Below are 16,832 nucleotides of genomic sequence, written 5' to 3'. Positions count from 1 at the left end.
CCATTCCGCGCGGCCGCCCCCAAAAAAGGAGATAAATCGGATGCTCGGCAACCTGGAACTCGTGATGCGGCTGGTTCTCGCGGCGGCGCTCGGCAGCGTCATCGGCTTCGAGCGTGAGCGCCTTTCGTGGGCGGCTGGCCTGCGCACGCACATGCTCGTCTGTGTCGGCTCGACGCTCATCATGATCGTGTCGGCGTTCGGTTTCGCCGATGTGCTCGGCACCAGCGACCACATCGTGCTCGACCCGTCGCGGATCGCCGCGCAGGTCGTGTCGGGCATCGGTTTCCTCGGCGCGGGCTCGATTCTGCTGCGCGGCGAGATCGTGCGCGGGCTGACGACGGCCGCGAGCCTGTGGTCGGTCGCCGCGATCGGCCTGGCGGTGGGCGGCGGCCTGTACGTCGCGTCGATCTCCGCGACGATCATCATCCTGATCATCCTGGCCGGCATCAAGCCGCTGGAGCGGCGCTACTTCACCGTGCGGCAGCGCCGCCAGTTCACGGTGACGGTCGTAAGCGGCGCGCTGACGTTCGATTCGCTGCACGCGGCGCTCGGGCCCGACAGCGCGCGCGTGAAGCAATTCATCGTGCAGCGCGCCGACGACACCGGCGACCACGACGAGGTGCGCATCGCGCTCGGCCGCGTGTCGGATCTCGAATACCGCGCGATCTGCGACAAGCTGCGCGCGCTGTCGTGCGTGACGCGATTCGACGAAGGCAACGGGTTGTCGGGCGACGAATAGACGGCATCCGATCGGCCGGATCGGCGATCGGTCATGCGACAATGGCCGTCGCTGATTCCGTTCGACCTCCGATTCCGCGTTCGCGGGCTTGTAATCCGACTCCATGACCGAATCCGTTTCCCTGCCTCGCTCCCGTTCCCGCTCCGACCGCTCGTCGGCCCGTTCGCGCCCGCGCTCCGTCGCGGCCGCGGCAGACACAGCCGCGAAGGCCACCGCGCGGTCCGGTCACGCGGCGGGCGGCGATGCGCCGCGGGACGATCACACGCTCGACCTGTTCGGCGATCCGGTGCTCGAGCCGGCGGCGCGTGCGCCGGTCGCCGCGCGCGATGACGCGATGGCGGATGTCGACACGGACGCTGCTGCGGCCGGCGAGGACGCCGGTCGCCAGGCGATGCTGGACGGATTTGCCACGCACGGTCACGCTGCGGATGCGGATGCGGATGCGGATGCGGATGCGGATGCGGATGCGGATGCGGATGCGGATGCCGCGCGCGCGGCCGATGCCGACGCAACGAAGCGCGTCGATGCGTGGCCCGCCGATGGCGTCGCCGTGGCGGCGGCCGGTGAGCCGGCGCGCGGCGACGGCCAGGTGAAGAAAGGCAGCGTGCCCAAAGCTGGCGACGCGGCCGGGACGAACGCGGATCGTGCGACGGCGAATGCCGCGGCGTTGGACGGTGCGCTCGACGCGGTGCTCGCCGACCGTCCCGTGAAAGCGGACGGCGAGGCGGAAGGTGCCGCTGCGCCGGTCACGCACGATGAAGCAGCGCGGACGCCCGGCGAGATCACGAAGGGGCGCCGCGCATCCGGCGGCAGGCGACGTTCGGCCGCCGGCAGACGCGACACCGCAGCGGTGCTCGGCGCGCGCGAAGCGGCGGCGGTCGGCGCGGAGCTGGAATCGATGCCGGCGCACGCCGAGCCTTCTGCTGCTGAACCGCAGGCGGCGGCCGAACTGGCCGAGCCCGCAGTTGCCGCAGTTGCCGCAGTTGCCGCGATTCCCGCAAGTCCCGCAAGTCCCGCAAGTCCCGCAAGTCCCCGCGACGCTGCGCGAGCAACCGCAGCGCCGGCCTCGCCGGTCGTGCCGCCGGTGGCGTCCGCAGCGTCGTTCGTGACGAAGCCGTCGGCGGATCGCGCGCAACCGGGTGCGCCGGACTTCGATCCCGACACCCATCTGCGCCCGCTGTCGGACCGGCTTGCCACGCTGCAGGCCGAGACGGCCGGCTTGAAGCAGGCGGCCGATCGTGAGATGCGCCGCGTCAACCGGCTGCTGCTGGCCTTGGCGGTCGTCGTGCTCGCTGGGCTCGTCGCGCTGGTGCTGCAAACGCGGCAGATCGCGCACCTGAAGCAGGACCTGGAAGCCCGGCAACAGCGGATCGACCGGCTGGCCGCCGATCTGTCGACGCAGCAGGCAACGCTGATGACACTCGCGGAACACCACGAGGCCATGCTGTCGCAGGTCGACCGGCTTCAGCGCAACGCAAACCGTGAGGCGGCGGCCGCGAAGCGCGCGCGTCGAACGCACTAAATCTTCCGACCCTACCTATAACCCTCCGCCCGACGGGGCGGGCGGTGGGGCGCGTCCGTCGACGGGTGGCGCGGGTGCGGCAAACTGATGCGGTGAGCTGGCAGAATTCAGGGAAAACCCTTAGAATGGAGTCCATCTAAGGGAAAACCCTAGATCTATCTCAGGAGTCTCACATGAGCTTCATTCTTGCCCTGCTGCAAAAGATCGACGATCTGTTCGTCTCCCCGCACCTGCCGCTCGACGCGGAATACTCGTACGCTGCGCGTAGCGCCGAAGCCGATCGCATGCGTCGTGCGAACTTCGCGCCGATCGTTGTGTACCGTCGCTGATTCGCTGATTCGCTGATTCGCTGATTCGCTGATTCGCTGATTCGCTGATTCGCCGATCCGGCGCGGCGCTCGCCGCCATTGCCGTTTTTCACCGCCGCATCGCGCGCCGGTGCGACCGTCCCGCTACACTGGAAGTCAGACTTCCTTCGCGACACCCGGGCCATGTTGCAGATGCGGCCAATGACGGCCGGCGAATTCCACGCATACCGCACGCGCGCCATCGACGGCTACGCGCGCGATCTCGTGTCCTCCGGGCAGAACGCGAGCGAAGACGCGGCGGGCCGCGCCCGCGCCTGCTTCGATACGCTGCTGCCCGACGGCCTGCTCACCTCCGGCCAGACCCTCGTCCAGCTGATCGACGCCGCCACGGGCGACACGGTCGGCGACCTCTGGTACGCGATCGTGCCCGAAGGGCCAAACCGCACGCTGTTCATCTACGACCTCGACATCGTCCCGTCCCGGCGTCGCCAGGGCTGGGCCACGCGCACGCTCGATGCACTCGAGGCCGAGGCACGCCGTCACGGCGTCACCGAAATCGGGCTGTCGGTGTTCAATCACAACACGGCCGCACGAGCGCTCTATCGGGCGTGCGGTTTCGCGCCGATCACGACGACGCTGATCAAGCCGGTCGTGCCGGGCTAGCCGCGAAGATTCGAGTATCGGACGTTCACTGTTTGCGGTTCGACATGTTTTCACATGGGAGCGCGCCCGAGTCGCGAGGCGCTCTGGAGTGGCCCGTCAGCCCGATTTAACACATTGAAAACGGTGTGCGTCATTCCGTGCTGCGACTGAAATCCAGCGTTGTCCTTTTATGATGGGTGGCCGATAAGTACTGGCGTACTCAAATCGTCAATAAACGAGGATAACGAACGATGGAGAACAGGTATGCTGCCGAACGCGGTATTCCGACCGTACCCGCTTGCGCACGCGCTTCCATTTCGCTCCGATTCGATGGGCGTTTTTTGGTCATGACGGGGAATACAACGGGCGTCTATCCTGCAGTTTCCGGCCGTCCCGATAATCGCGGCAGTTTCGATTATTCGAGCGCTCGCCACCAGATGGAAAATGTTGGCCCTATACCATCAGGTCGATACTGGATTCAGCCTTCCCAAATGTGGAAGAATCGTTGGTACAACCTTGCTTCGCGCGCGGCGTGGGGGGATTATCGACTGACTATCCACGTCATGCCCGGGACCCGGACGTTCGGTCGAGGCGGATTCTTTATCCACGGGGGCACGCATGCCGGTTCCGCCGGATGCATCAATCTCCATTCGGGAATGGAAAATTTCGTTCGCGAGATCGAAGCCGCAACGAAGGGCATGCCCGAGTGTTATGTTCCACTGACGGTTCAATACTGACATGCGAAAATGCCTGTTGCGGATAGTGATCAGTGCGGCACTGCTGATGTCAATTCTGTTCGTTGTGGCGTTCAACGCGATCAATCTGAACGAGGCATACGGCGACGGTCCACCCTACTACTCCCGCACGACCAATATGGACAAATGGACGAGCCCGCTTCCGTTTCTCGGTGTCATCGACGGAGCGATGTTGGTCGCGATCGGTGCGTATTGCTTGTGGATCCGTCGAAGTCGATGAAACCTCCAAACAGCGGGCAGACTGCCGTTCCGCCCGTGTTCGCGCCTCCTCTCGTTACCTTGCCCGTCCTTTCCATCTCCGCAGCAGCAACGCGTTCGTCACGACGCTGACGCTGGAGAACGCCATCGCCGCCCCGGCGATCACCGGGTTCAGCCAGCCGAGTGCCGCGAGCGGCACGCCGATCAGGTTGTAGACGAACGCCCAGAACAGGTTCTGCTGGATCTTCCGGTACGTCCGCTTCGAGATGTCGATCGCATCGGCGACGAGCGCGGGATCGCCGCGCATCAGCGTGATGCCGGCCGTGTGCATCGCGACATCGGTGCCGGTCGCCATCGCGATGCCGACGTCGGCCGCGGCGAGCGCGGGCGCGTCGTTGATCCCGTCGCCGACCATCGCGACGACCCCGCCGTGCGTGCGCTTCAGTTCGGCCACCACACGCGCCTTGTCGTCGGGCAGCACCTGCGCATGCACTTCGCCGATCCCGATCGATGCCGCGACGGCCGCCGCGCTGCCGCGGTTGTCGCCCGTCACGAGTACGCTCGCGACGCCGCGCGCCGACAGTGCGGCGATCGCGTCGCGCGCGCCGGGCTTCACGGTGTCGCCGAACGCGATCAGCGCGAGCAACGCGCGCGGCGCATCGGCGCGCATCAGCCACGAAATCGTGTTGCCCGCGTGTTCGAGCTCCGCGGCACGCGCGTCGAGTTCCGGCGGCACGACGATGCCGAGGTCATCGCGCCAGCGGGTGCTGCCGAGCGCGAGAAGCTGCCCGTCGACGTGCGCTTGAACGCCGCGTCCGGCCACCGCGCGCGCATCGGCCGCGACGATATCGGCCGAGCCTGCGTCGCCGCCGCGGGCCACGACGTCCGCTTCGTGCGCGGCGACCACGGCGCGTGCGAGCGGATGATCGCTTTGCCGCTGGACCGCGGCCGCGAGAGCGAGCGCTTGCTCACGTGGGATGCTGACCGCGTCGAACGCGGTCACGGACGGCTTGCCCTCGGTCAGCGTGCCGGTCTTGTCGAACGCGATCACGGTCGTGCGCTGCGCGAGCTCCAGCGCCTGCGCGTCCTTGATCAGCACGCCGTGGCGCGCCGCGACGCCGGTGCCGGCCATGATCGCCGCGGGCGTCGCGAGACCGAGCGCGCACGGGCAAGCGATGACGAGCACCGCGACCGCGTTGAGGATCGCCGTTTCGGTGCCGGCGCCGGCGATCAGCCAGCCGATCAGCGTCAGCACGGCGATGCCGAGGATCGCCGGCACGAACACTTCGCTCACGCGATCGACGAGCCGCTGGATCGGCGCCTTTTCCGCCTGCGCGGATTCGACGAGGCGGATGATGCGCGCGAGCGTCGTCTCCGCGCCGATCGCGGTGGTTGCGACGACGAGCGCGCCTTCGCCGTTGATCGAGCCGGCGGTGACCGGATCGCCGTCGTCCTTCGGCACCGGCAGGCTTTCGCCGGTGATCAGCGATTCGTCGACGTGCGAGCGGCCCGACACGATTCGCCCGTCGACGGGCACGCGCTCGCCGGGACGGATGCTGACGGTCGTGCCGACGCGCACCTGCGCGAGCGGCACGTCGCGTTCGACGCCGTGCTCGACGACGCGCGCGCGGTCGGGACGCAGCGCGTTCAGCGCGCGGATCGCCTCGGTCGTCTGGCGTTTCGCGCGGGCTTCGAGCCATTTGCCGAAGCGCACCAGCGTGACGATGACGGCCGATGCCTCGAAATACAGGTGGCCCGGGTCGACGGGGTCGCGCACCAGCATCCACAGGCTCAGGCCGAACGCGGCCGATGTGCCGAGCGCAACGAGCAGGTCCATGTTGCCCGTGCGCGCCTTCACCGCGTGCCAGGCGGCGCGGTAGAAGCGCGCGCCGAAGCCGAACTGGACGATCGACGCGAGCACGAGCTGCAGCCAGCCGGGCAGCATCGCGTCGATGCCGAACGGCGCGACGAGCATCGGCACGATGAGCGGTGCGCTCAGCACGGCCGAGCCGATCACCAGATTGCGTTCGCGGATCGCTTCGCGGCGCTTGCGGGCCTCGGGGGCCTGTGCCGCGTCGCTGGAGGGAACTTCGACTACAGCGCCGGCGTCCGGCGCGGCGGCGAGCGATGCGCGGTAGCCGGCCGTCGTGACCGCCCCGATCAGCGCGGCGGCGTCGAGCGCGCCGGCGCCATGCACCGATGCGCGCTCGGTCGCGAGATTGACCGACGCGCGCGCGACGCCCGGCACCGCGGCCAGCGCCTTTTCGACGCGGCCGGCGCAGGATGCGCAGGTCATGCCGCCGATGTCGAATTCGAATTCGAGATCGCGGGAAGCGGCCGGCGGCGTCGCCGTGACTGCTGTCGCGCCGTAGCCGGCCTGCTGTACGGCTTCGGCCAGTCGCGACGCGGAAACGTCCGGTGCCGCGTCGATGGTCGCGCGCTCAGTCGCGAGGTTGACCGACGCACGCGTGACGCCCGGCACCTTCGCCAGCGCCTTTTCGACGCGCGACACGCACGACGCGCAGGTCATGCCGTCGATCTCCAGTTCGATCGTGGCCCCAGCCCCAGCCCCAGCCCCAGCCCCAGCCCCAGCCCCAGCCCCAGCCCCAGCCCCAGCCTCAGCTCCAGTTCCAGTTCCAGTTCCAGCTCCAGCTCCTGCTCCTGCCGCGGGCAGCCCCGCCGGCGTGGCGGGCAGCGCTTCGGCGCGCGGCGCGTGCTCCGCCTGCGCGGCAGCGACGGTTTCGAACGCCGCTTCGCGCACGGTCGCGCGATAGCCCGCCGCGCTGACCGCATCGACGAGCTGCGCGGGCTCGACCGCATCCTGCGCGGTGATCGTCGCCGCCTGCGCGTCGAGATCGACCGCGGCCTCGACGACTCCCGGCACGGCGGCGAGCGCACGCTGCACGCGGCCCGTGCAGCCGCCGCAATGCATGCCGTCGACGGCCAGTTCGATCATTTGCAAGCCCGCGGACGCGAGTGGTTCAGTCATGTCGGATTCCCCAAAAGCGCGGTTCGTGCCGCGAATGACCTCAGTATCAACATTCCCATGATGGGAAGGTCAAGGGGGCGACGATGCAACGCACGGACGTGTGTACCGGCCCGGAGCTGCCGATCCGTCACCCTTATCTGCCGGAGCCCCGCGGCAGCCAATGCATTGCGTCCGGACGCCGCCTGGGGACTATCGAAGCCGCAACTACCGCTCCGCCCGTTATTCGGCATATTGGGGGATGCCCTTAGGCGCTATGATACCGGCCTGACATCAGCGCCCGCCTAGCGAAGCGGCGACCGGGCAGGCTGGGGTGCCTTGCTTTCGCCGATCGTGGGTCGAACAAGGCGTTGACTGACAAGAACGATATTCGGCCAGTACACAATGATTGAAAACCTACGAGAATCAATTTCGCTGCGGCGCGCGGCAGGCGCGTCGCTGGTCCTGGCGGCGCTGCTGGCGGGCTGCGCGTCGCAACCGGACGCGATCCAGCGGAAAACCGGCTGGATGCGCGCCGAAGTAGCCGATTCCTATATATATGCGTATCCGCTCGTGCTGATGGACGTCGCGAAGGAAGCCGCGACAGGCGGCGACGGTGCGCAGCCGGGCCAGGCGCCGCTCAACACGCTGCGTCACGCGCAGGCGCTGCCGCCCGTCGGCGCGCTCAACCCGCCGCTGCCGGGCGTCGACACGCTCGACTCGACCGGCTGGCTCGACGTCGGCGCCGAGCCGGTGATCGTTACGCTGCCCGACACCCGCGGCCGCTACTGGGATGCCCGCGCGCTCGACATGTGGACGAACGTGCTGTGGTCGTCGTCGAGCGTCGCGGCGCGGGGCGCGCGTGGCGCCGCGCGATCGCAAACGATTGCCTTTGCCGCGAAGGACTGGCAGGGCACGCTGCCGAAGGGCGCATTGCGTATCGACGTGCCGTCGGCCAACGCGTGGCTTGAAGTGCGGCTGCAGACGAGCGGCGGGCGCGACCTCACGAACGTGAAGAAACTGCAGCGGGCGATCCGCGTGGTGCCGCTGTCCGTCTATACGGGCAGCACGCGCGGCGCGTCGGTCGCGGTCCATGCGGGCAGCGCGCCGTCGGAAACGGCGAGCGGCGGCACGCCGGCCGAGCAGGTCGCCGCGCTCGACCCGAAGGCGTTCTTCACGCGTTTCGCGCAGGTGCTGCAGGACAACCCGGCACCCGCCGACGACGCGCACGCGCAGGAACTCCTGAACGACATCGGCGTGTCGGCCGGCTATCCGGTGCTGTGGACGGGCGATCGCCTGAGCGCCGCGACGGCCGGCGTCGCCGAAGCGCGCGCGCGGCTCGCGGCGCCGCCGCCGAACCTGCTGAACGCGAACGGCTGGAGCTGGATCGGCGACGCGGCCGGCAAGTACGGCCAGGACTACGCGCTGCGCGCATACGCGGCCTACACGCAGTTCGGCACCGCGACGCGTGACGACGAGACGCTCGCGCTCGTGCGCGTCGACAGCGACGGCCATCCGCTGAACGGCGCGAACCGCTACGTGCTGCACTTCGCGCCGGGCGCGCTGCCGCCGGTGCGCGGGTTCTGGACGCTGACCCCGTACTCCACCAACGGCGCGCTGCCCGACGTCGGCTCGGCGCGCCGCTCGCTCGGCGACCGCGACCGGCTGCGCCGCAATCACGACGGCTCGATCGACGTGGTCGTGTCGGCGTCGTCGGGCGGCGCCCATGCGGCCAACTGGCTGCCGGCGCCGCGCACCGATTTCGCGCTTGCGTTGCGCCTCTACGCGCCGAAGCCGCAAGCGACCGACGGCTCGTGGATGCCGCCCGCCGTCGTCCGGAAATGAACGGATAGGCGCCGCCGCTGTCCGATCCGCGGGCGCGGCGCTCGCACCCGAACGCCGTTCCATTACCACCTGAGCCTATACTTTCGGGATTGCGTGCGCGGCCGTGCCGGTTTTCCGGTGCGGCCGGCATCCATTTCCGAGATATTCAAGCATGGCAAGCGCAGAGAAAGAAACCGTACCCTCGACCCTTCAAACCCTCGGCGGCGTTGCACGCTCGCGCCGGGCCCGGCGTATCGGCCTTGGCGTGCTGATCTTCATCGTTTTGTTCGGACTGCTCGGATTCTTCGCGGCGCCGCCGCTGATCCGCCACATCGCCGAACAGCAACTGAGCCAGCAGCTCGACCGGCCGTCCACGATCCAGCGCATCGCGCTGAACCCGTACACGCTGAATCTCGAAGCCGACGGCGTGCACGTCGGCGAGCGCGGCGGCCAGGGCGGCTTCATCGACATCGACAAGCTCGTCGTGCGGCCGTCGTGGTCGTCGCTGTTTCGCGGCGCGCCGATCGTCAACGAAGTGCGCGTCGACTCGCCGCGCTTCCATATCGTCCGCTACGACGCGCAGCGCTTCAACTTCACCGACCTGATCGAGAAGTTCTCGAAGCCGTCCAAGCCCGAAAGCAAGCCGACGCAGTTCTCGGTGTCGAACATCCAGGTCAACGGCGGCCGGATCGACTTCGACGACCGCCTGCTGAACGAAAAGCACGTGGTCGACAACTGGACGCTCGGCATTCCGTTCATCGCAACGCTGGCGTCGAAGACCGACATCTTCGTGCAGCCGAAGCTGCGCGCGCGGTTCGACGGCAGCCCGATCGCGATCGACGGCAAGACGAAGCCGTTCGCGCAGTCGCGCGAGTCGGAAGTCGCGCTGAAGTTCGACCGGCTCGACGTGCCGAAGCTGATTTCGTACGCGCCGGCGAAGCTGCCGGTGATCGTCACGAGCGGCCTGTTGAGCAGCGACCTCACGCTGAACTTCGTGATGAGCGGCGACACGCCCACGCTGCGCGTGTCGGGCACCGTCGACCTGAACGACGCGAAGGTTACCGGCCTCGCGTCCGAGCCGCTGTTCGCCGCGCGCGGCGTGCATGTGGCGGCCGCCCGCCTCGAGCCGCTGCGCAACGTGCTGCATTTCGACGAGATCCGGCTCGACCAGCCGGTCGTCGACCTGGCGCGCGACAAGCAGGGCGTGTTGAACGTCGAGAAGCTCGCCGGCCAGCCGGCCGCCGCGCCGAAGGCTGCCGCGGGCAAGCCGGCCGCGTCGGGCGCCGCCGCATCGACGGCCACCGCCACCGCCGCTGCGAGCGGCGCGAGCGGTGCGAAGGCCGAAACCGCCGCGAAGGAAGCACCGCCCCTCGACCTGACGATCCGTCATTTCGCGATCGATGGCGGCACGATCAACGTCGACGACCGCGTGCCGGCGACGCCGACCGCGATGTCGCTGACGAAGCTCGCCGCGACGCTCGACGGCTTCACGCTGCAGGGCAAGACGCCGGCGAAGTACACGCTGTCGACGTCGCTGTCGCACGGCGGCGACGTGAAGGCCGAGGGCGCGTTCAGCGTCGCGGCGAAGCAGGCCGACACGAAGCTGACCGTCGACGCGCTCGCGCTGCCGGCGCTGCAGCCGTATCTCGGCGAGGCGACCCGTGCGCGCGTGCTCGACGGCACGCTCGGCGCGACCGTCAACGCGAAGGCCGACTGGGGCAAGACGCCGCTCGATGCGCAGATCGCCGACAGCACCGTGAGCCTGAAGTCGCTGAAGCTCGCGACGCCGGACGCGAAGGCGCCCGCGATCGTGCTGCCCGACGCGAGCGCGAAGATCGCGAAGGTCGATGTCGCCACGCGCACCGCGGAAATCGCGAGCGTCGACGCGACCGGGCTCGCGCTCGACGTGAAACGCCTGAAGGACGGCAAGATCGATCTCGCGGCGCTGGCCGAGCCCGCGCAGGCGGCGGTGCCCAAGCGCACGGTCGCGCGCAAGGCCGAGGCGGCCGCGCCGTCGTGGCATTACCGGATCGACGCGCTGAACGTGAAGGACTCCGCCGCGAACTTCACGGACCTGTCGACGCCGCGCCCGGTGAAGCTCGCGATCAAGCCGCTCGACCTGTCGGTGCAGAAGATCAGCGACGACATGACGAAGCCGCTGCCGGTGCAGCTGAAGGCGACGCTGAACCGCAACGGCACGCTCAACGTGTCGGGCGACGTGACCGCGCAGCCGCTGAAGCTCGGCCTGAAGATCAACGGCAACCGCCTCGACGCGGCCGCGTTCGAGCCGTACTTCGGCAGCGTGCTGAACGCGACCATCGCGAGCGCGCTGCTCAACGCGCAAGGCAACCTGACGTTCGCGCAGGTGAAGGACACGCCGCGCGCGACCTATCGCGGCGATGCCGCGCTGGTCGACGTGCGGATGCTCGACAAGGCGACGTCCGATCCGTTCGCGGGCTGGCGCTCGCTCGCGCTGTCGAACCTGAAGGTGAACCACGACGAGAAGGGCACCGACGTCGACGCCGCGCGCGTGACGTTCACGAACTTCTACGGTCGCGTGCTGCTCGATGCGCAGGGGCGGCTGAACCTGAAGGACGTCGTCGCGAAGGAGACGGGCCCCGCGCAGTCGCTCACGCGCGATGCGAGCAAGGGCGAGCCCGTGCCGCTGTCGCCGGGCGCGACGTCGCCGGCCGCCGCACCGGCCGCATCGGCCGCAGTCGCACAGCAGGCGTCCGCGCCGGCCGCCGCGTCGGCGACGGTCGTCGTGAAGGCCGCGCCGCCGCCGCAGAACCCGGTGCGGATGCATTTCGGCGAGCTGCTGCTGCAGAACGGCCGCGTCACGTACACGGACAACTTCATCAAGCCGAACTACACGGCGCACCTCGTCGCGATCAAGGGCACCGTCGGCGCGTTCGGCACGGATTCGACGACGTCCGCACCGGTCGACGTCGCCGCGAACCTCGAGGGCAACGGGCCGATCTCGATCAAGGGTTCGGTGAATCCGCTGATCGAGAAGCCGGCGCTGGACCTGACGGCGACCGCGCATGACATCGAGCTGACCAACCTGACGCCGTATTCCGCGAAGTACGCGGGCTATCCGATCACGAAGGGCAAGCTCAACGTCGATCTGCACTACCAGCTCGCGAACGACCAGCTGCAGGCGAACAACCACATCTTCATCGACCAGCTCACGTTCGGCGACCACGTCGACAACGACACGGCGACGAAGCTGCCGGTGAAGCTCGCGATCTCGCTGCTGAAGAACACGCGCGGCCAGATCGACGTGAACCTGCCGGTGTCGGGTTCGCTGTCGAATCCGGAATTCAGCGTCGGCGGGCTGATCTGGCGCGCGGTGCTGAACCTGATCGCGAAGGCCGTCACGTCGCCGTTCTCGCTGCTCGCGAATGCGTTCGGCGGCAGCGGCGAGGATCTCGGCTACGTCGAGTTCGCGCCGGGCTCGTACCAGCTGACCGACGCGCAGCAGAAGAAGCTCGACACCGTCGTGAAGATGCTGACCGAGAAGCCGTCGATCCGCCTCGACCTGATCGGCCGCGTCGATCCGGCGAAGGACACGCCGGGGCTGCGCGACGCGTACGTCGACCGGCTGGTGCGCCAGCAGAAGCTGAAGGACGTGATCGGCCAGGGCGAGAGCGTCGATCCGATGTCGGTGAAGGTCGACCCGGCCGAGTACGAGAAGTACCTGACGCGTGCGTACAAGGCCGCCGACTTCAAGAAGCCGCGCAACCTGGTCGGCCTGCAAAAGACGCTGCCCGAGGCGGACATGAAGCAGGCGCTGGCCGATCATGCGCCGGCCGACGACAACGCGCTGCGTGCGCTCGCGCAGCAGCGCGCGCAGGCCGTGCGCCAGTATCTCGACGGCAAGATCGATTCGAGCCGGATGTTCGTCGTGGCGTCGAAGCTCGATGCAAAGGGCATCGAGGACAAGGGCGCGACGACGCGCGTCGACTTCGGCCTGCAGTAACCCGCGTCATTCCCTCATCCGCCGCCGCCGCGTCCGACCGGCAATCGGGCGCGGCGGCGCGCTTCCCGTCAGCGCGCGGCGATCGCCGGTTCGCGCTTGTCCAGTTCCTTCTTCGCGGCCAGCGGCAGGCGGGCATCGTCCCATTGCGCGAGCCATTCGATTTCCTTCGCGGTGAACACCTGTCCGTAGTTGCGCAGCGCGTACTGCAGCGCGTCTACGACGTGGTGGCGAATGATTTCGGGGGTACGTGCATCGTCCAGCACGAACCGGAGAGCTTCCAGGGTCGACATACGCGTGCTCCGGGCTAGGGGAAAACCCTTTATCGCACGCCAATAGTCGTGCGCCAACCGGGAAAAAAATACGGTCGGAACCGGCCACAACCCGCCACGCCCGGGCACGCACCGCATTGCGACTGCGCGATGTCAATTGCGATTGGTTACGTTTGATAGAGAACAGAAAGCCCCGCTTCATGCGACCGCCGCACGACGCGCCGATATTTGGCGCGCTTGTCGGCAAGTCATGCGGTTCAACGTCAATCGATGAGGTGGGGTGATGATTTCCAGGTTCGCTAAACAACGAAACATGGCGGTGATGGCGGCGGGCGCGCTGGCGCTCGCAAGCGCGGGCGCCTACGCGGCGCAGCAGGACGGCAACAGCCAGGGCGAGAACGGCGGCCACGCGCGCCGTGTCGTGAAGCACGTGCTGCTGATCAGCGTCGACGGCCTGCACGAGCAGGATCTCGCGCGCTGCGTCGGCGCGAATACGTGCCCGAACATCGCGGTGCTCGCGCAAAGCGGCGTCACGTACACGAACGCGTATACGCCGGGCCTGTCGGACTCGTTCCCGGGCCTCGCGGCGCTCGTGACGGGCGGCTCGCCGAAGACGGCCGGCCTGTTCTACGACGTGTCGTACGACCGCAACCTGTACGCGCCGGGCGACACGACCTGCTCGGGCAAGCAGGGCTGGAACGTCGTGTTCGACGAGACGACCGGCATCGATGCATTCAACGGCGGCGCGCTCGTGCACCTCGACGGCGGCGGCGCGTTCAACCCGCAGGCGATCCCGAATGCGAAGGTCGACGGCAAGTGCGTGCCGGTGTACCCGCACAACTACGTGAAGACCAACACGGTGTTCGAAGCCGTGAAGGCCGGCGTGCCGAACGCGTACACCGCGTGGGCCGACAAGCATGCGTGGGGCTACGACTGGGTGAACGGCCCGTCGGGCAAGGGCGTCGACGATCTGATGCGCACCGAGATCAACTCGATCGATCCGGCGACACAAACGGCCTATACGGACGTCTATTCGCATACCGCGCAATTCGATAACCTGCACGTGCAGGCGCTGATCAACCAGATCAACGGCCGTGACTCGACGGGCACCAAGAGCGCGCCGGTGCCCACGCTGTTCGGCGCCGACTTCCAGACGCTGAGCGTCGCGCAGAAGGCGGCGGTGACGAAGGGCGGTGGCTACCTCGATGCGAACTTCACGCCGAACGGGCAGGTCGCGAACGCCATCACGTACGTCGATAACTCGATCGGCCATATCGTCGCGGCGCTGAAGCAGGCCAACCTGTATTCGTCGACGGCGGTGATCGTCACGGCGAAGCACGGCCAGTCGCCGACCGATCACACCAAGCTCGTGAAGAACGGCGACACGCTGACGAAGCTGCTCGAAGCGAACAACTACATCGACCCGAACGGCAACTTCGGCCAGAACAACACGACGACGGGCAACCTGAACGACGGTTCGGGACTGGTCGGCACAGGCCTGGTGCAGACCGACGACGTCGGCCTGATCTGGCTGCGCGACCGCGGCCAGCGCACGGCCGTCGTGCAGACGCTGAAGGCGAACCTGGGCTGCAACGCGCCGGGGATCTGCGCGGACGGCTCGCAGGCCTACATCCTGTACGGCGCGGCGCTGGCCGAGCGCTTCGGCGATCCGGCCAACGGCCGTACGCCGGACATCATCGTCCAGCCGAATCCGGGCGTGATCTACACGTCGAGCACGAAGAAGGACGAGGAGCACGGCGGCAACGCGCCGGACGACAGCCACCTCGGCCTGCTCGTGTCGTATCCGGGCCTCCATCGCGCGCGCACCGTGAGCGATCTGGTCGGGACGAAGCAGGTCGCGCCGACGATCCTCGGGCTGCTCGGCGCTGAGCCGCGTCTGCTGAATGCGGTTGTGGCGGAGAACACGCACGTATTGCCGGGGCTGGGCATCGGGCGTTGATGCCGCATGCCGGATGCGCCGGCGGGCGGCGTCCGGCGCTACACCGATCGCCCGCTGCGTCGGCAGGCGTGTGCCGGTTCGGACTTGAAATGGGGCGCGCGGCCCGTCATATTGTCTGCGCCTGAACTTTCAACGACGTCCCCCGGAGATTCCCGATGCGCCTTTGCTTGCCCTGCTGTTGCCGTGGTTCCAGTTCTTCACGATCGGCCGCCCGATCGCCGGGATCATCTGTCTGCTGCTGCAGATCACGATCATCGGCTGGCTGCCCGCCGCGATCTGGTCGGTGTATGCGTTGAGCCAGTACAAGACCGACCGCAAGATTGAGGCGGCGTTGGGCGGGCGGCGGTAGGCCGGGGGAGGGCCGCGGCGCCGCATGCCGGGCGGACGCTGCGAAATCGGACGGGTCGGCAAATCGGCCGACAAAATGAAAACGGCCGCCTCGATCATCGTTCGATCGAAGCGGCCGCCGGGCCTACTTCACCGCAAACAGCGTCAGGTTCATGAAGATCTTGAACGCATAGCCGAGCGTGACGGCGCCGATCACGCCGCCCGCCCACAGAACGACGAACCACATCCAGCCGCGCATCCGCGGACGCGGCGCGTCGGGCTGCCGCGCGGCGGAATGAGCGGCGGAATCAGTGGTGGTAGTAATGCTGGTCTTCATGGCGCACCTTGCCTCGGAATACCCAATAACCCATCGTCGTGTAGGCGATGATGATCGGGAGGATAACCGCTGCGCCGACCAGCGTGAAGGTCTGGCTCGAACGCGGCGCCGCCGCTTCCCAGATCGTCATCGTCTGAGGAATCGCATACGGGAACATCGTGACGAGCAGGCCGACATAGCCGAGCAGCACGAGCGCCAGCGCGAGCATGAACGGCGTCATGTCGTGCCGCGCGCGCACCGCGCGACGCATCCACACCGCGCACCCGGCGACCAGGAACGGCACCGGCAGCAGTCGCCAGAACAGCCCCGAATCGAACCAGCGCTGCGCGATGGCCGGATCCTGCAGCGGCGTCCACAGGCTGATAACGGCGATGAAGCCGAGCAGCACGACGGTGAGCGGCCACACGACGCGATGCAGGCGCCGTTGCAGATCGCCCTCCGTTTTCGCGACGAGCCAGCAGCAGCCGAGCAGCGCGTACGTGACGATCAGGCCGAGACCCGTCAGCAGGCTGAACGGCGTGAGCCAGTCGAATGCGTCGCCCGCGAACACGCCGTCCTTCACGTTGATGCCCTGCAGGAACGCGCCGAGCGCGATCCCCTGGAACAGCGTGGCGCCGGCCGAGCCGCCGATGAACGCAAGATCCCACAGCTGCTTCGTGCGCCGCGCCTTCGCGCGGATCTCGAACGACACGCCGCGGAAGATCAGGCACACCAGCATGAAGATCAGCGGCAGGTACAGCGCCGACAGCACCGTCGAATAGACGATCGGAAACACCGCGAACAGCCCGGCGCCGCCGAGCACGAGCCACGTCTCGTTGCCGTCCCACACGGGCGCGACGGTGTTCATCATCAGGTCGCGCTCCTTCTCGTCCGGGAAGAACGGGAAGACGATGCCGATGCCGAGGTCGAAGCCGTCGAGCACGACGTACATGAAGAGCCCCAACGCGATGATCGCGGCCCAGATTACGGTGACGTCCATAGGTTTTCTCGTTTGCGAAAGGGGT

General features: G+C 67.9%; 14 protein-coding genes. 10 read left to right on the top strand and 4 right to left on the bottom strand.

All coding sequences use genetic code 11. The features are described from left to right. The first annotated feature begins 40 nt into the window (after positions 1–40). The 6 genes from ACP26O_RS21955 to ACP26O_RS21930 all read left to right on the top strand — a co-directional run bounded on the left by ACP26O_RS21955 (position 41) and on the right by ACP26O_RS21930 (position 4,186). Entirely contained in the window at positions 41–739 is a 699-nt protein-coding gene (locus ACP26O_RS21955) for an MgtC/SapB family protein (RefSeq protein WP_175701272.1), read from the top strand. 103 nt (positions 740–842) lie between these two features. Then, positions 843–2,261 (top strand): flagellar hook-length control protein FliK, encoded by a 1,419-nt coding sequence (locus ACP26O_RS21950; protein ID WP_175701273.1) that lies wholly within the window; start codon positions 843–845, stop codon positions 2,259–2,261. Between the two features lie 173 nt (positions 2,262–2,434). Continuing rightward, complete coding sequence (locus ACP26O_RS21945; RefSeq protein ID WP_006761860.1) at positions 2,435–2,590, top strand: hypothetical protein; 156 nt, start codon at positions 2,435–2,437, stop codon at positions 2,588–2,590. Between the two features lie 162 nt (positions 2,591–2,752). Beyond that, a complete protein-coding gene (locus tag ACP26O_RS21940) occupies positions 2,753–3,232 on the top strand; it encodes a GNAT family N-acetyltransferase (RefSeq protein ID WP_126226208.1) in 480 nt (159 codons plus the stop codon). Between the two features lie 230 nt (positions 3,233–3,462). Further along, positions 3,463–3,948, top strand: coding sequence for a tlde1 domain-containing protein (locus tag ACP26O_RS21935; RefSeq protein WP_175660006.1), 486 nt, complete (start codon positions 3,463–3,465; stop codon positions 3,946–3,948). A 1-nt stretch (position 3,949) separates the two neighbouring features. After that, positions 3,950–4,186, top strand: coding sequence for a hypothetical protein (locus tag ACP26O_RS21930; protein ID WP_175664265.1), 237 nt, complete (start codon positions 3,950–3,952; stop codon positions 4,184–4,186). Between the two features lie 54 nt (positions 4,187–4,240). On the opposite strand, the gene ACP26O_RS21925 is transcribed toward ACP26O_RS21930, so the two are convergent. Next, positions 4,241–7,153 (bottom strand): heavy metal translocating P-type ATPase, encoded by a 2,913-nt coding sequence (locus tag ACP26O_RS21925; protein ID WP_175701274.1) that lies wholly within the window; start codon positions 7,151–7,153, stop codon positions 4,241–4,243. Between the two features lie 381 nt (positions 7,154–7,534). Between ACP26O_RS21925 and ACP26O_RS21920 the strand changes: the two genes are divergently transcribed. Beyond that, positions 7,535–8,974: a DUF1254 domain-containing protein gene (locus ACP26O_RS21920; protein ID WP_175664263.1), complete on the top strand. Its 1,440-nt coding sequence runs from the start codon at positions 7,535–7,537 to the stop codon at positions 8,972–8,974. 151 nt (positions 8,975–9,125) lie between these two features. Then, complete coding sequence (locus ACP26O_RS21915; protein WP_175664262.1) at positions 9,126–12,935, top strand: DUF748 domain-containing protein; 3,810 nt, start codon at positions 9,126–9,128, stop codon at positions 12,933–12,935. 68 nt (positions 12,936–13,003) lie between these two features. Here ACP26O_RS21915 and ACP26O_RS21910 read toward each other — a convergent pair whose 3' ends face one another. After that, positions 13,004–13,225, bottom strand: a complete 222-nt coding sequence (locus tag ACP26O_RS21910; protein WP_011659770.1) for a hypothetical protein — start codon at positions 13,223–13,225, stop codon at positions 13,004–13,006. 262 nt (positions 13,226–13,487) lie between these two features. Between ACP26O_RS21910 and ACP26O_RS21905 the strand changes: the two genes are divergently transcribed. Together ACP26O_RS21905 and ACP26O_RS21900 are read left to right on the top strand one after the other, a co-directional pair. Then, entirely contained in the window at positions 13,488–15,164 is a 1,677-nt protein-coding gene (locus tag ACP26O_RS21905) for an alkaline phosphatase family protein (RefSeq protein ID WP_175664261.1), read from the top strand. A 163-nt stretch (positions 15,165–15,327) separates the two neighbouring features. After that, complete coding sequence (locus tag ACP26O_RS21900; protein ID WP_175664260.1) at positions 15,328–15,513, top strand: YqaE/Pmp3 family membrane protein; 186 nt, start codon at positions 15,328–15,330, stop codon at positions 15,511–15,513. Positions 15,514–15,636: 123 nt separating this feature from the next. Here ACP26O_RS21900 and ACP26O_RS21895 read toward each other — a convergent pair whose 3' ends face one another. Together ACP26O_RS21895 and cydB are read right to left on the bottom strand one after the other, a co-directional pair. After that, positions 15,637–15,828, bottom strand: coding sequence for a hypothetical protein (locus ACP26O_RS21895; protein WP_138849658.1), 192 nt, complete (start codon positions 15,826–15,828; stop codon positions 15,637–15,639). Then, positions 15,800–16,807 carry a cytochrome d ubiquinol oxidase subunit II gene (gene cydB / locus ACP26O_RS21890; protein ID WP_105830580.1) on the bottom strand — a complete coding sequence of 336 codons (1,008 nt, stop codon included), beginning with the start codon at positions 16,805–16,807 and terminating at the stop codon, positions 15,800–15,802. The genes ACP26O_RS21895 and cydB overlap by 29 nt, the downstream gene beginning before the upstream one ends. Positions 16,808–16,832 lie beyond the last annotated feature (25 nt).

Origin of the sequence: Burkholderia sp. R-40 (assembly GCF_049942845.1) — a bacterium.
In the GTDB taxonomy this organism is placed as follows: domain Bacteria; phylum Pseudomonadota; class Gammaproteobacteria; order Burkholderiales; family Burkholderiaceae; genus Burkholderia; species Burkholderia ambifaria.
The sequence above is the reverse complement of the archived record's forward strand: the minus strand, read 5'-3'. Positions and strand labels throughout refer to the sequence as shown.

Excerpts from the sequence above, each read along its gene's own strand:
- ACP26O_RS21955 (WP_175701272.1), top strand. The coding sequence starts at position 41 with ATGCTCGGCAACCTGGAACTCGTGATGCGGCTGGTTCTCGCGGCGGCG.
- ACP26O_RS21950 (WP_175701273.1), top strand. The coding sequence starts at position 843 with ATGACCGAATCCGTTTCCCTGCCTCGCTCCCGTTCCCGCTCCGACCGC.
- ACP26O_RS21945 (WP_006761860.1), top strand. The coding sequence starts at position 2,435 with ATGAGCTTCATTCTTGCCCTGCTGCAAAAGATCGACGATCTGTTCGTC.
- ACP26O_RS21940 (WP_126226208.1), top strand. The coding sequence starts at position 2,753 with ATGTTGCAGATGCGGCCAATGACGGCCGGCGAATTCCACGCATACCGC.
- ACP26O_RS21935 (WP_175660006.1), top strand. The coding sequence starts at position 3,463 with ATGGAGAACAGGTATGCTGCCGAACGCGGTATTCCGACCGTACCCGCT.
- ACP26O_RS21930 (WP_175664265.1), top strand. The coding sequence starts at position 3,950 with ATGCGAAAATGCCTGTTGCGGATAGTGATCAGTGCGGCACTGCTGATG.
- ACP26O_RS21925 (WP_175701274.1), bottom strand. The coding sequence starts at position 7,153 with ATGACTGAACCACTCGCGTCCGCGGGCTTGCAAATGATCGAACTGGCC.
- ACP26O_RS21920 (WP_175664263.1), top strand. The coding sequence starts at position 7,535 with ATGATTGAAAACCTACGAGAATCAATTTCGCTGCGGCGCGCGGCAGGC.
- ACP26O_RS21915 (WP_175664262.1), top strand. The coding sequence starts at position 9,126 with ATGGCAAGCGCAGAGAAAGAAACCGTACCCTCGACCCTTCAAACCCTC.
- ACP26O_RS21910 (WP_011659770.1), bottom strand. The coding sequence starts at position 13,225 with ATGTCGACCCTGGAAGCTCTCCGGTTCGTGCTGGACGATGCACGTACC.
- ACP26O_RS21905 (WP_175664261.1), top strand. The coding sequence starts at position 13,488 with ATGATTTCCAGGTTCGCTAAACAACGAAACATGGCGGTGATGGCGGCG.
- ACP26O_RS21895 (WP_138849658.1), bottom strand. The coding sequence starts at position 15,828 with ATGAAGACCAGCATTACTACCACCACTGATTCCGCCGCTCATTCCGCC.
- cydB (WP_105830580.1), bottom strand. The coding sequence starts at position 16,807 with ATGGACGTCACCGTAATCTGGGCCGCGATCATCGCGTTGGGGCTCTTC.